Source organism: Micromonospora sp. NBC_01412 (assembly GCF_045040215.1).
GTDB classification, from domain to species: Bacteria; Actinomycetota; Actinomycetes; order Mycobacteriales; family Micromonosporaceae; genus Micromonospora; species Micromonospora rubida.
The window spans coordinates 4,189,359-4,202,431 of record NZ_CP109528.1 but is presented as its reverse complement, the minus strand read 5'-3'; the positions used below and the strand labels follow the sequence as shown (position 1 = coordinate 4,202,431).

9 protein-coding genes and 1 tRNA gene are annotated in these 13,073 nt (G+C 71.6%); 4 read left to right on the top strand and 6 right to left on the bottom strand.

Translation table 11 applies throughout. The annotated features are described in order from the left end of the window. The first annotated feature begins 94 nt into the window (after window positions 1-94). Window positions 95-1,366 carry an Ig-like domain-containing protein gene (locus OG617_RS19355; RefSeq protein ID WP_405094479.1) on the top strand — a complete coding sequence of 424 codons (1,272 nt, stop codon included), beginning with the start codon at window positions 95-97 and terminating at the stop codon, window positions 1,364-1,366. Window positions 1,367-1,575: 209 nt separating this feature from the next. Next, complete coding sequence (locus tag OG617_RS19350) at window positions 1,576-2,874, top strand: Ig-like domain-containing protein (RefSeq protein WP_405094478.1); 1,299 nt, start codon at window positions 1,576-1,578, stop codon at window positions 2,872-2,874. Between the two features lie 58 nt (window positions 2,875-2,932). Here the strand turns inward: OG617_RS19350 and OG617_RS19345 are convergent. From OG617_RS19345 to OG617_RS19325, 5 genes are all read right to left on the bottom strand, one after another. Beyond that, window positions 2,933-3,005, bottom strand: a tRNA-His gene (locus OG617_RS19345). Between the two features lie 145 nt (window positions 3,006-3,150). After that, window positions 3,151-3,597, bottom strand: coding sequence for a hypothetical protein (locus OG617_RS19340; protein ID WP_405094477.1), 447 nt, complete (start codon window positions 3,595-3,597; stop codon window positions 3,151-3,153). After that, window positions 3,594-7,952: a toxin glutamine deamidase domain-containing protein gene (locus OG617_RS19335; RefSeq protein WP_405094476.1), complete on the bottom strand. Its 4,359-nt coding sequence runs from the start codon at window positions 7,950-7,952 to the stop codon at window positions 3,594-3,596. Before OG617_RS19335 ends, OG617_RS19340 begins: the two co-directional genes overlap by 4 nt. A gap of 17 nt (window positions 7,953-7,969) precedes the next feature. After that, the gene (locus OG617_RS19330) at window positions 7,970-8,314 is read right to left on the bottom strand and encodes a hypothetical protein (RefSeq protein WP_405094475.1); all 345 of its coding nucleotides are present in this window, start codon (window positions 8,312-8,314) and stop codon (window positions 7,970-7,972) included. A gap of 5 nt (window positions 8,315-8,319) precedes the next feature. After that, window positions 8,320-8,751, bottom strand: a complete 432-nt coding sequence (locus tag OG617_RS19325; RefSeq protein WP_405094474.1) for a YbaB/EbfC family nucleoid-associated protein — start codon at window positions 8,749-8,751, stop codon at window positions 8,320-8,322. 68 nt (window positions 8,752-8,819) lie between these two features. Between OG617_RS19325 and OG617_RS19320 the strand changes: the two genes are divergently transcribed. Beyond that, window positions 8,820-10,049, top strand: coding sequence for an SUKH-3 domain-containing protein (locus OG617_RS19320; protein ID WP_405094473.1), 1,230 nt, complete (start codon window positions 8,820-8,822; stop codon window positions 10,047-10,049). A 2-nt stretch (window positions 10,050-10,051) separates the two neighbouring features. On the opposite strand, the gene OG617_RS19315 is transcribed toward OG617_RS19320, so the two are convergent. Continuing rightward, window positions 10,052-11,491: an aldehyde dehydrogenase family protein gene (locus tag OG617_RS19315; RefSeq protein WP_405094472.1), complete on the bottom strand. Its 1,440-nt coding sequence runs from the start codon at window positions 11,489-11,491 to the stop codon at window positions 10,052-10,054. Between the two features lie 142 nt (window positions 11,492-11,633). Here OG617_RS19315 and OG617_RS19310 point away from each other — a divergent pair, with 142 nt between their 5' ends. Then, on the top strand, window positions 11,634-13,070 hold the full coding sequence (locus tag OG617_RS19310; protein ID WP_405094471.1) for a gamma-aminobutyraldehyde dehydrogenase: 1,437 nt from the start codon (window positions 11,634-11,636) through the stop codon (window positions 13,068-13,070). Window positions 13,071-13,073 lie beyond the last annotated feature (3 nt).

The following is a 13,073-nucleotide window of genomic DNA, read 5'->3' as shown; positions in this document are numbered from 1 at the left end:
AACTATCAAACTACCGGCCCATACGCCCGCAGGCGACACTTCCTGGCCTTCATGCGGCACGATGTCCGCCAGGTACGCGAGAACAGAGGTGGGAATGGGCAGGTTCGCGCGGGTCGGGGCGATGGTGGGGGCCCTGAGCCTGATGGCGTCGCTGGCACTGACCGGGTGCGGCGATGACCCGAAGAAGGCGGAGTTCGTCGGCGGCACCCCCACCGCCGGCAGCAGCGTCGCTGCGGAATCAGGGACGGCCCCGGCCGCGCCGGCCGCCAGCGCCGGCCCGCCGCTCACGGTCAGTCCGGCGGACGGCGCGAAGAACAGGCCGGTCAGCGCCGAGATCTCCGCGGAGATCCCCGAGGGCGGCAAGGTGACCGACGTCGCCCTCACCGCCGCCAACGGCGGCAAGGTCGAGGGCCGCTGGCGCGCCGACGGCTCGTCGTGGGTTCCGAACAGCGCCTTGAAGTACGGCACCCGCTACACCGCCGTCGTCACGGCCGCCGGCGAGGGTGGCGAGACCCGGCAGGGCACCAGCACCTTCACCACGATGGCCAAGCCGAAGTCGACGATCGCCTCCGGGCTCTACCTGTTCAGCGACAAGACGTACGGCGTCGGGATGCCGGTGGTCGCCGAGTTCCACCCGGGCATCCCGGCCAAGGACCGGAAGGCGGTGCAGAAGCGGATGTTCGTCCGCACCGACCCGCCGCAGCCGGGTGCGTGGCACTGGGTCTCCAACGGCACGCAGGCGTACTACCGGGCGCCGGAGTACTGGAAGTCCGGCACCACGATCACCGTACGGATCGCGCTGGCCGGCATCCCGCTGAGCAACGGCAAGTACGGCAACGTCGACCGGAGCGCCACCGCCAAGATCGGCCGGTCGTTCGTCATGAAGGTCGACAACGCCACCAAGAAGATGACCGTCTACGAGGACGGCCAGGTCGTTCGCACGATCCCGGTCAGCCTGGGCAAGAAGAGCACCCCGTCCTCCAGCGGCACGATGGTCGTCATGGAGAAGAAGGAGTCGACGACCTTCGACACCCGGGACGATCCCAACCCGGCCAACCGCTACGTCACGGAGATCGACTTCGCCCAGCGGCTCACCTGGGGCGGCGAGTACATCCACGCCGCGCCATGGTCCGAGCACGTGCAGGGGCGGCAGAACGTGTCGCACGGTTGCGTGAACGTCTCGACGGCGCACGCGAAGTGGCTCTTCTCGCAGACCAAGGTCGGCGACCCGATCACCATCAAGGGCACCGAGCGCAAGCTCGTCGCCGGTAACGGCTGGACGGCCTGGAGTCTGAGCTGGGCCGAGTTCGTCAAGGGCAGCGCGCTGCCGGTGCCGGAGGGCGGCTCCGGCCCGGCTCTGGCCTGACGAGACGACCGCCGCGGGAGGGCGAGGCGCCCGATTTTCGGGTGCCCCGCCCTCCCGCCGTTCAGGAACAGCGTTCGCGAGGGTCGACATTTTATCAGCATTCGGACATGATGGTCGGCGTGTTTCTCTTCACCCCCCGCAACGGGTACGTGTTTCCGTGCGTCAGTGAGAGACGATGGCAACCGGGGCACCACGACAGTGAGGGAATCATGCGCGCGACCCAGGACCAGCTGACCCGGCGGGACGGCCGCCGCCGGATGTTCGCGGCGGGGCTGCTCGCCGCCGTACTGGCGGTCACCTCCGCCTGCACGAACGACGGCGGCGGGGGCAAGTCGCCGGCCTGGCAGGGCGGCGGCGAGAGCGCACCGAAGGCCACCGCCACGATCACCGGGCCCACGGCCGACGCCAAGGACGTGCCGGCGTCCACCGGCATCGCCTTCACCACGAAGGACGCGAAGGACACCGCCGTCGAGCTGAAGGACTCCGCCGGCGGGGCCGTCGAGGGCAACCTGGCCGCCGACGGCGGGAGCTGGCTGCCGAAGGGCGCCCTGAAGTACGGCGAGACCTACACCGCCACCGTCACCGCCACCGGCGACGACGACAGGCCGGCACAGGCGACCAGCACCTTCACCACGATGGCGAAGCCGAGCAAGCAGGTCCGGATCAGCAGCTTCCTCGGGGACGGCCAGGTCGTCGGCGTCGGCATGCCGCTCATCGTGAAGTTCAGCCGGGCCGTCCCGGAGGACTACCGCGACGACGTCCAGCGCCGGATGACGGTGACCTCCACGCCCGCCCAGGAGGGGATCTGGCACTGGGTCAGCCCCACCGAGATCCGGTTTCGGCCGAAGGAGTTCTGGAAGGCCGGCACCGCCGTCTCGTACCGGATCCAGGCCGGCGGCCTGCCCCTCGGTGACGGCTGGTACGGCCGGGCCGACCTGTCGGTCGACGTCAAGACCGGCCCGGCGGTGATCATGACGGTCGACAACAAGACCAAGCGGATGACCGTCACCAAGGACGGCAAGGTGATCAAGACCATCCCCGTCAGCCTGGGCAAGAAGAGCACCCCGTCCTCCAGCGGCACCATGGTCGTCATCGAGAAGCTGCGCAAGACGGTCTTCGACACCATGGAGGAGCTGGGCCCCGAGGAGGGCTACCGCACGAAGATCGACTACGCCCAGCGGCTCACCTGGGGTGGCGAGTTCATCCACGCCGCCCCCTGGTCGGAGGGGCAGCAGGGCAGCGTCAACGTCTCGCACGGCTGCGTGAACGTCTCGATGAAGAACGGCGCCTGGCTGTTCGCCAACACCCGGGTCGGCGACCCCATCACCGTCAAGGGCACCGAGCGCAAGCTCGCCAACGGCAACGGCTGGACCGACTGGAACATGAGCTGGGACGAGTACGTCAAGGGCAGCGCCCTGCCGTACGACCCGGACGCCGCCGCCTCCCCGAGCGCCGAGGCCACCCCCGGCGACACCGCCGAGACCCCCAGCGCCGAGCCGACCACCTGACCGGCAGCCCCGGACACGACGAAGGCCCCCTCCGTACGGAGGGGGCCTTCGTGTAACGGGTGACTGATGGGAATTGAACCCACGACAACCGGGACCACAACCCGGTGCTCTGCCAACTGAGCTACAGCCACCATGCTCCCCGCGCCGGCTGGGCCGGGCGGCGTGCGGACTAATAATAGCCACACCCCCACCATCCACGTCCACCGGGTTCCGCACCCCTCGCGCCTGCACCACGTCAGGAGCGGCGACGGGGCGGGAGGGCGGGAGCGAGCTCCGCTAGAGGGCTGCGATGGTCGGGTCCGCGCCGAGGCCGCCCTCGCGCTGCAACTGCTCCTCGAACATGACGAAGGTCTTGCGCCTGATCCCGTGGATGAGGGCGCGCTCCTCCGTCGTCAGGCGTCGCCGCTCGGCAGCTGCGGCATCCTCGATCGCCCGCACGGTCCCATAGAGGGCGAAGATCGGACCCTCGCCTCGGAGGTAGCGACCGCGGTCATGCTCCGTCCACTGAACGAATTCGTCAGGGGCCAGCGGAGTGATTTCGCCGCCAACGGCGAACAGAATATCCTCCACAAGGTCGTCAGCCGGGTCCCAGCCCCCGGATTCCACGGACAGGCGCCACGCCTTGACACCGCCCTCCGCAGAGGCGTTCATCTTGACCGGGGACTTGTAGTAGCTGAAGTAGGCAGGCAAGACAAGGCCCGGCATCTGCGCCACGTAAATCATCCATCCAGGGTCGACTGAAGGGCACGCCAGAAATACTGCTGCTCCTGGGCCAGAACGCCATTCCAGATGGCCTGTTCCATGGCGGACATGCTACGGCCTTGTGCCTTGGCCAGAGCCTTGAGGTCTCGGCGCACCTTGTAGAGCGCATGCTCCCACGACGCCACCTCGTCAAGCGCCGCCAGGTGGAGGCGAAACTCGGCCACGTGCCCCGATGACGTACGGAGCATCATCTGCACGTCGCGATAGCCGCTGGCCTGAGGTTTCACTAGGCGGTCATCGAACTCCAGGATGTCGAAGTCGGGATGGCCGGCCAGCATATCGAGGGCGTCGTAAACGTCGGACAAGAAGTTGAAGGAAACCTTCGCCGCCGCGAGATCCGTCAGAAGCGAAACATTTCCGTGGTAATTGACTATCTTGTCCTCGACTCTTTGCCTGTCCTTGGGATGCGGACGTGAGTCGGCATGCGCACCGGCACGTGATCGTCTTGCCAGTTCCTCCGCGAGGGCCGTAACTTCAGCCTGCGCAACGACCGCCTCCAGGTAGAGCTCATCGAGGTAATTGGCCCGGTAGGCCGGGTCATCTCGGCGCTCAAGATCGAAGCCAGGCTGAATCGCCCGTTCTCCCGCATGGGTGAATGAAGCGCTGAGGCTGCGCTGGCTGTCGTTCAGGGGAGTCGGTTGCACTGCGGGAGGGGCTTCGTCGGCAACTGCTGCGGCCCCGCGTTGCGCAATGTCGTCCAGCACTTCCCCGAGCACGTCGATGGCCTGCTGATGATTGGCCAGATCGTGAAGCGTCAGCGGACGCGCCGTCAGCGAGCCCGCGAGCGCCGGCGACGCGAGGATCATGTGGGCCAGGTCCGGCCGATGCGCCAGTTGCGTGGCCAGCGTCTCGGCGAGCATCGGCTCGCCTTTCGGCGGGGTGTGCCACGTGTCGTGGAGCATGGTTCGGACCCGATCGTCGCCGAGCAGTCCCGCCACGGCATGCGCTGCCGGCTCGTCGAGGGACGGCACGAGCCTTCGCAGCGTCGACGCGTCCGCCTCGGCCGCGAACTCCGCAGGAGTCACCCCGGCCGCGAAGATCTCTTCGAGGTTCCGGCCCTCCAGGACGACGGTACGGTCGGAGACTCCACTCGCCTGTCGGTGGGCGCGGGCCTGATCGCGAGCCTGCCGCTGGGCCGGCGAATCGGAGGGCCCGTCTCCGCTGTCAGGTGAGGGATGGGGAACAGCGGGCCGCCCGGCTTCACCTGGTTCAGCTGCCCCCGCAGGAGCCGACCCGGGGCCTTCGAGCAGGTGGACCCGGTTGACGTACAGCTCGTCGTCCGACGGGTCGTCCGGCCCGGGCCGCCACTCCCGCGTCCGGTCCTCGGGCGAGGGCTGCTCGTCGGTCACCTCGGCGCGCTGGCTGAACGTCCCCGGCGGGGCGCCGGGCAGCGGCATCGGACGACCGTTCGGGCCGAGGACCAGGGCGTCGATTCCTGTCACGTTGTGCGGGGCCGGCCCGCCGCTGTGCGTGTAGATCGGCATGTCCGAGACGGCGCCGCTCTGCGGGTCCAGGTAGAGCACGCTCCCGTTCTGGTTGAGCGCCACCCAGGCGTGCGATCCGCCGCCCTCGTACGTGGTGATGAGGAACGCGTAGCTGCCGTGACCGCCGGCCCGCAACTGACCCTCCAGGCTGCCGAACCCCCGGCTCACCGCGTTCCACGTGTCCCCCGGGGAAGCTTCCTCATCGGGGTCCACAACCTTCTGGAAGCGCCCGCCGGTGGTGTCCTCCACCCGCGCCGGGCCGTCGATCTCACCGCCGAGGGGCCGGGTGATGTCCCCGGCGGCGTACCCGTCGAAGGTGCGGGGTGCGGAGACCCGAGGACGCCCGTGCATCCACGTCTCGTAGAAGGAGAGGGTGCAGTCCAGGCAGTTGATGCCCCGGGTGGGGTCGGCGGCCGGGCCACCGTCGTTGGCCAGCCGGAACCAGCCGCCCCGCCGGGGGTCGGCGGTCCGTAGGACCCGCCCACCGGCGTCCCGGGGCACAGCCTGTTCGAGGTCCGACTGGTGCAGCGCCAACGGCGGGCGCAGCCCGCCCCACTGCCCGTAGCGGCGGGACCGGTCGATCGGTGGCGGGTCGTCGTCGCCGGTCAGCGCCGAGGGGCCGTCGCCCTCCACAGCGCCGAGGGTGAGGGAGTAGTCGTCGCTGTTGATGCGCTCGAAGTCCTCCCGGTTGTCCACCTCGACGACCTTGGGGGCCACCCTGCCGGCGAGCACCTCCTCTGCGAGGCCCATCTGCCGGTGGTGCTGGCGCTCCTTCTGCCGGCCGTCCCGGACGAACTGGTCGGCGAGGTCACGGCGGCCTGCGCTGTTCAGGCTGTACGCCTCGCGAATCAGCCAGCGCGCCTGCTCGTAATGCCGCTCAGCCCCCTCACGAAGCTCGGCCGCGCGATCGCGTCGCCGCTTGTCCTCGTACCAGGCACGCTGCCGCTGGGAGTAGTCCTGGTACCGGCGCCGGTCGAACGCCTCGCGCTCAGCGGCCCACTGCGCCGCGTACCACTCGGGTGACCTCGGCACAGGAACGGTGGGATCCGTGCGACCGGGGTGTTCCGGCGCGGGCTGAGGGGTCGATTGCGGAGCCGGACGCGGGTGCGGATGTGGATGTGGATGTGGATGTGGATGTGAGTTTCCGGTCACCGGCAGGGGAAAGCGTGGCGGCGGAGTCGGATCGTGTCCCGTGACCGGGCTGTTCTGCCCGGTCGCTCCGAGTGGGCCGGCGGTGCCGTACGGCGACGCCGACACCACCGGTGGGAGGGTGGTCGGGTTCGTGCCGGACGCCGCCGGGATCGGCGATGAGTGCGGAGTCGACGTCGCGCCCGTCAGTGGAGCGGGGCTCGATCCGCTGGCGGTCGATGAGGTGCCGCCGCCGGCTGCCGGCGGCGGCCCTGTCTCCACGCCTCGGCTCCCGGGTTGGGTGGCGTCGGCCGGGATCGACGACAGCATCGGGTGGGCGGGCGCCGCTGCTTCCACCGAACCGGGGCCGGACTGCGGTGCGGAGGGCAGGCTGACCGCGGAATCTACGGTGCTGGCGGACAAGACCGGCGTCGCCGGGAGCCCGGGAGTGTCAACCGGGGGAACGAAAGGCACCTGCGCATGTGCGGGCGTCGTGGCGGTGGTCGGTGACTGAACGGCAGCGATCACACGCTCGGCCGGGGCGCCACCGTCCACGGGTTGAGGCTGGCCACCCTCCCTGCTCGTCATGCCGACGGTCGTCCCGGCGGCGGGGAGCTGTGCGCCGTCCGCCGTCGTCGGCACCGACCCGGCTCCGAGGTCCGGCGGGGCGAAGGACGCCCCGGCGAGGACCGCCATCCGGCCGTCCAGCCGGTGGTGCAGCGCCGCGTCGGTCTGCCCGGTGGCCGATCCCGTGACGCCCGACGCCGCCGCCCGTGACGCGTCCTCCAGCGACACGGGGCCCTGACCGGTGGCCAGGCTGGCCGCCTGCTCGGCGATCATCTCGCCGGTCATCTCGCGGCCGAAGTGCTCGCCGACCCGCGCCGCCCGGCCGGTCGCGTGCCGGCCGAGACCGGCCAGCGGCGCCACCGCCCCGCCGGCCAGCCCGCCGAGCGCGGACATTCCGGCGTCGGTCAGGTCCAGCCCGTGCCGGCGGCCGGTCGAGTTCTGGTACGCCTGCGTCGCGAGGGTTACCCCGGCCTCCTCGGCCGCCTCCTCCGCGCCGCCGAGTGCCGCCTTCCGGGCCAGGCCCCGCATGCCACCCTCGGCGACCCGCTTGGCGGCGCGTTCCCCGGCCTCCTTCAGGCCCCGTTTGAGGGTCTTGCGGGCCAGTTGCGCCATCAGCTTCTTGAAGATCTGCTGCACCACGAACCGGCTGGCGGTGATCGCGGCACCGGCGGCGGGCGAGGCGGCACCGGCGGTGAGCACCGCCGCCACGGCCAACGAGAGCAACTCGACGACGAGGATGCCCAGCTCGATCCAGACCTCGAGCTTCGCCCCCTCGATGTCGCAGCCGCACTCCTCGACCAGCCGGCCGAGGTCGCCGCCGACGGCCAGCAGGACCGGCAGCGGGGCCTCGTCGCCGTCGGCCACCCGCCGCCAGGCCGCGTCGAACGCCTCGGCCACCGCCCCGATGCCGCCGTACCCGCTCCGCACCTCACCAGCGGCGGCGATCGCGTCCCCGTGCGGCCCGGCCAGGGCCTCGGCCACGCCGTACCACTGGTCGGCGAGGTCCCAGACCGCCCGCTCGTCGCCCTCCGGCCACTCCACGCCGATCACCCAGTCGAGGGCCTCGTAGACCCAGCCGGGCAGCTCCCACGGCGAGTAGTCGAGCGGGTGCGGGATCGGGCTCGGCAACAGGCTCACGGCTGTCCTCGGGGTCGTCAGCGCCCGGCGGGCCGCTGGTCGGAGATCCGGTCGAGCCGTCCGGCGGTCCGGGCGTCCGTCTCCACGGAGTTGTCCACGGACCGCACCACGTCCTCGCCCAGGTTCTTCAGAGAGCGCCCGACACCCGCCCACGCGCGCAGCAGGGTCTCCTCGAATCCGCGGTACTGCTTCTCGAACGCCGCGCCGATGTCGTCGCGACCCCAGGGGCGGGCCGCGCTGGCCCCCGCGATCCGGTCGCCCACCTGCGCGCGCCGGGCGGTCACCGCCTCGCCGGCCGAGGTCAGGTCGGCGCCGCCACGCCGCGCGCGGCCCGGGTCCAGCCAGAGCTGCCCATCGGCCATGCCGCTCACTCCCCGCGCCGCATGACGGCGTCGACCCGGCCCAGCAGGGCCCCGAAGTCGCCGGTGCGGAGGAACTCCACCGACCCCGATCCGGCCGGCAGGTAGCCGGCGACCAACTCCTGTGTGGCGGCGACCGCGGCGGCGGTGGCCCGGTGCGCAGTCGTGGTGATCTTCCGGCTCAGCGCCTTGGCGTCCCGGTCCTGGAACACGGAGGGGTGGACGTCCACCGAGACAAGTTCGCCCCGGGCGCCGGCGACGACGGTCACCTGCCCGTCGTCGGAGCGTTCGGTGACCCGGAGGTGCGCGAGTCGGCTCTGGAGTTCGTCCAGTCCCGAGCGGAGCTGTCGGTACTGCCCGTGCACCTCGTCGAACCGGGCCCGCAGCGCCCGGTTGGCGTCCCGGTCCACGCTCTCGGCCAACGCCACCCTCCCCGTCACCGTCACTGTCGGTAGGCCAGAACATACCGGGTGCCACGGAATCCGTGGGGTCCGGTAACTTCAAACGGGTGATCGACCGTCAGCAGGCCGAACAGCTCGCCACCGCCTGGGCCCACCGGGACTCCCAGCGCCTCGGGCACGAGTGCGCCCCGCTGGTCGAGGAGTTCGACGTCGGTTACCTGATCACGTCCACTGTGGCCCGGTCCGCCGCCGTGCCTCCCGGCGACCTGCCAACCGTGGTGGTGGACAAGGAGACCGGCGAGGTCTCGACCTGGCCCCGCCTGCCCTTCCCCGCAGTGCGGGAGATGTACCGGCGCAGCCGGCCGGCGCAGCCGGCGCCGCGCACGGTCGACCCGGCGAGCCAGCTCCTCCGCGAGGTACGCCGCCTGTCGACACCCGGCGCCGTCGCGCACCTGACCGTCGAGGGTCGTCTCCACACGGCGCAGGGCGCCAAGGGCGACGCCGCCCTGCGGCACCACCCACTGGTCCGTGCCTACCTCGACGAGCTGCCTCCGGGCCACCTGGCGCGGGGCGGAGACCGACACGCGGAAGTGATCGTCGTGTCCGACCTGCTGCACGCGTACGACCACCGCCGTGCCGCCGAGGGTGGGGCGCCGATGACCATGGACGCCTCCCGCTCCCTACTCGAGACCTCCCGGCTCGAGGTGCACCGGGTGCGCGAGCCCGGGGACCCGGCGGGGGGCGCGGCCGAGCGGCCCTGCGACTCGTGCGTGAACTTCCTGGTGCACTTCCACGCGCTCCACTGGTCCGATCTCGCCTACACCCGGGAGCGGCGGCCGGAATCGCAGCCGCCGATCCACCCCGGCCGCTTCCCTGCCGAGGTCGGCGACTCGCTGATGGACGGCGGGTGGGAGGACACGATGTTCAACCCGGCCCTCGCGGCCGGGGCCATCGCGGACACGTGCGAGGTGGCCGGTCAGCTGCACCGGCACGAGCCCTTCGCTGCCGCGGAGGCCGCCCTCACCGCGTTCCCGGCCGTCTATTCCCACCGTCGTGGTCCCGGGCAGGAGGTGTGGATCAGCTGGTTCAACACCAATCCGACGCGGGCGGCGCACTCGGCGGACACCCTGGCCGACTTCGGCTCGGTCCTCGGCATGCGCCTGTTTCCGATCGGCGCGGAGGGCCGGGAGAGCATCATCGCGATCGACGAGCGGGGCCGGGTGTTCGTGCTGGACCAGGCCGGCGAGTGGTTCCTCGGCGCCGACATCGACGCCGCCCTCACCACCCTGCTGCTCGGCCGCGCCCCCGCCCGGGTACGCGACGACGGCACCTGGTAGCGCTACAACAGCATGCCGGTCAGCACCATGACGCGGGGGTCGGTGTAGTCGTCCATCGCGCTGCGTAGGCCCTCCCGGCCGACGCCGCTGCCCTTCACTCCCCCGTACGGCATCTGGTCGGCCCGGTACGACGGCACGTCGCCGACGATCACCCCGCCCACCTCCAAGGCGCGGTGCGCGGCGAAGGCGACGTCGAGGCGGTGGGTGAAGACGCCCGCCTGGAGGCCGTACGCCGAGTCGTTGACGGCGGCGAACGCGGCGGCGTCGTGCTCGACCCGGGCGACCACCAGGACCGGCCCGAACACCTCCTCGGCGTACACCTTCGCGTCGGCCGGCACCCCGGACAGCACGGTCGGCGGGTAGGTCGCGCCGTCGCGCCGGCCGCCCACCTCGATGGTCGCCCCGGCCACCACCGCCTCGTCGACCCACTCCTCGACCCGTTCGGCCGCCGCGACGGAGACCAGCGGCCCGACGTCGGTCAGCTCGTCGGACGGGTCCCCCGTCCGCAGCGCCTCCACCGACGCGACCAGCCTGGGCAGGAAGGCGTCGTAGAGCCACTCGTGCACGTACACCCGCTGCACGGCGATGCACGACTGCCCGGCCTGGTAGTTGGAGAACGTGGCGATCCGGTGCGCGGCGAAGGTCAGGTCCTCGTCGGTGTTCCAGTCCTCGCAGATGACGGCCGCCGCGTTGCCGCCCAGCTCAAGGGTGACGTGCTTGTCGGGCACGGACCGGCGGATGGCCGCGCCGACGGGCCCGGAGCCGGTGAACGACACCACGGGCAGCCTCGGGTCGGCGACCAGCTCGGCGGCCCGCTCGTTGGGCAGCGGCAGCACCGAGAACATCCCCGCGGGCAGCTCCGTCTCGGCGAGGATCTCGCCGAGCAGCAGCGCCGACAGCGGGGTGGCCGGGGCGGGCTTCACCACGATGGGCGCACCGACCGCGATGGCCGGGGCGACCTTGTGCGCGACCAGGTTCAGCGGGAAGTTGAACGGCGCGATGCCGAGCACCGGCCCCTTCGGCACCCGCCGGACCAGGGCGATCCGCCCGGTGGCCGTCGGATCGGTGTCGAGGCGTTGCAGCTCGCCGGAGAACCGCCGGGCCTCCTCGGCCGCCCAGCGGAACGTCGACACCGCGCGTCCCACCTCGGCCCGCGCCCACTTGACCGGCTTGCCGTTCTCGGCGGTGATCAGCGCGGCGGCCTCCTCGGCCCGCTCGGCGAGCCGGCGCGACACGTGGTCCAGGGCCGCCGCGCGGGCGTGCGCGGGCAGCGCCGCGGCCTCCGCCGCCACCCCGGCCGCCGCCGCGACGGCGGCCTCGACCTGGTCGGGCGTGGCGAGGGTGGTACGCCCCACCGCGCGCCCGTCGTACGGATGGGTGACGGTCAGCTCGCCCTCGCCGTGTGCGGGGCGGCCGGCGACGAAGAAGGCTCTCGGCTCCACACCTCGGCAGCCTAGACCACGCGCACTCGCACGGAAACAGTCGCTCAAACCCTTGTCTGCCGCGAATTCGGTAGCCAAGATGGCAGTCAGATTCCGATAACCTCCGCTGTCCGCACCCTCGGCCATCCCTCGGAGACACCTGATGAGCGATCAGCAGAAGCTGCGCAACTTCGTCAACGGCGCATACGTCGATCCGGTGGACGGCGGGTACGCCGACCTGATCGACCCGTGCACGGGCGAGGTCTTCGCCCAGTCGCCGGTCTCCGGCGTCGCGGACGTGGACGCGGCCATGCGGGCGGCCTCCGCCGCGTTCGAGACGTGGCGGGACACCACCCCGGGCGAGCGGCAGAGGGCGCTGCTCAGGCTCGCCGACGCGGTGGAGGCGCGGGCCGCCGAGCTGGTCGACGCGGAGGTCCGCAACACCGGCAAGCCCCGCCAGCTCACCGCCGATGAGGAGCTGCCGCCGGCGGTGGACCAGTTCCGCTTCTTCGCCGGCGCGGCCCGGCTGCTGGAGGGCCGCTCGGCCGGGGAGTACCTGGCCGGGCACACCTCCTACGTGCGGCGCGAGCCGATCGGCGTGTGCGCCCAGGTGACCCCGTGGAACTACCCGCTGATGATGGCGGTCTGGAAGATCGCCCCGGCGCTCGCGGCGGGCAACACGGTGGTGCTCAAGCCGTCGGACACCACGCCGGTGTCGACGCTGCTGCTGGCCGAGATCGCCGCCGAGTTCTTCCCGCCGGGGGTGTTCAACGTGGTCTGCGGCGACCGGGACACCGGTCGTGCCCTCGTGTCGCACCCGGCCCCGCAGCTCGTGTCGATCACGGGCTCGACCCGGGCGGGCATGGAGGTCGCCTCCGCCGCCGCGCCGGACCTGAAGCGGACCCACCTGGAGCTGGGCGGCAAGGCCCCGGTGGTGCTCTTCGACGACGCGGACGTGGCCGCGGCGGCCGAGGCGATCGCGATGGGCGGCTACTTCAACGCCGGCCAGGACTGCACGGCCGCGACCCGGGTGCTCGCCGGCCCCGGCATCCACGACGACTTCGTGGCCGCGCTCGCCGAGCAGGCCCGCAACACGAGGACCGGCGCCCCGGACGACGCCGACGTGCTGTACGGCCCGCTGAACAACGCCAACCAGCTCGCCCGGGTGAGCGGCTTCGTCGACCGGCTGCCGGACCACGCGGCGATCCAGACCGGCGGCTCCCGGCAGGGCGAGCGCGGCTACTTCTACGCGCCGACCGTGGTCTCCGGGCTGCGCCAGGCCGACGAGATCATCCAGGACGAGGTGTTCGGGCCGGTCATCACCGTGCAGCGCTTCTCCGACGAGGACGAGGCGGTGCGCTGGGCCAACGGCGTCGACTACGGCCTGTCGGCCTCGGTCTGGACACGGGACCACGGCCGGGCGATGCGGATGACCCGCCGGCTCGACTTCGGCTGCGTCTGGGTGAACACCCACATCCCGTTCGTCTCGGAGATGCCGCACGGCGGCTTCAAGCACTCCGGGCACGGCAAGGACCTCTCGGTGTACAGCCTGGAGGACTACACCCGGATCAAGCACGTCATGCACAACATCGAGGGCTGACCG